At 54.4% G+C, this 241-nt stretch carries 1 rRNA gene; it reads right to left on the bottom strand.

Annotated features, from left to right (window positions below):
- A 16S ribosomal RNA gene (locus HPT30_RS00110) occupies positions 1–241 on the bottom strand; the annotation flags it as partial.

The following is a 241-nucleotide window of genomic DNA, read 5'->3' as shown; positions in this document are numbered from 1 at the left end:
TTCCCGTTGTACCGGCCATTGTAGTACGTGTGTAGCCCAGGTCATAAGGGGCATGATGATTTGACGTCATCCCCACCTTCCTCCGGTTTGTCACCGGCAGTCACTCTAGAGTGCCCAGCTTTACCTGCTGGCAACTAAAGTCAAGGGTTGCGCTCGTTGCGGGACTTAACCCAACATCTCACGACACGAGCTGACGACAACCATGCACCACCTGTCTCAACTTTCCCCGAAGGGCACCTAA

The sequence above is a fragment of the Paenibacillus agri genome (genome assembly GCF_013359945.1).
Lineage (GTDB): Bacteria > Bacillota > Bacilli > Paenibacillales > Paenibacillaceae > Paenibacillus_AQ > Paenibacillus_AQ agri.
The sequence above is the reverse complement of the archived record's forward strand: the minus strand, read 5'-3'. Positions and strand labels throughout refer to the sequence as shown.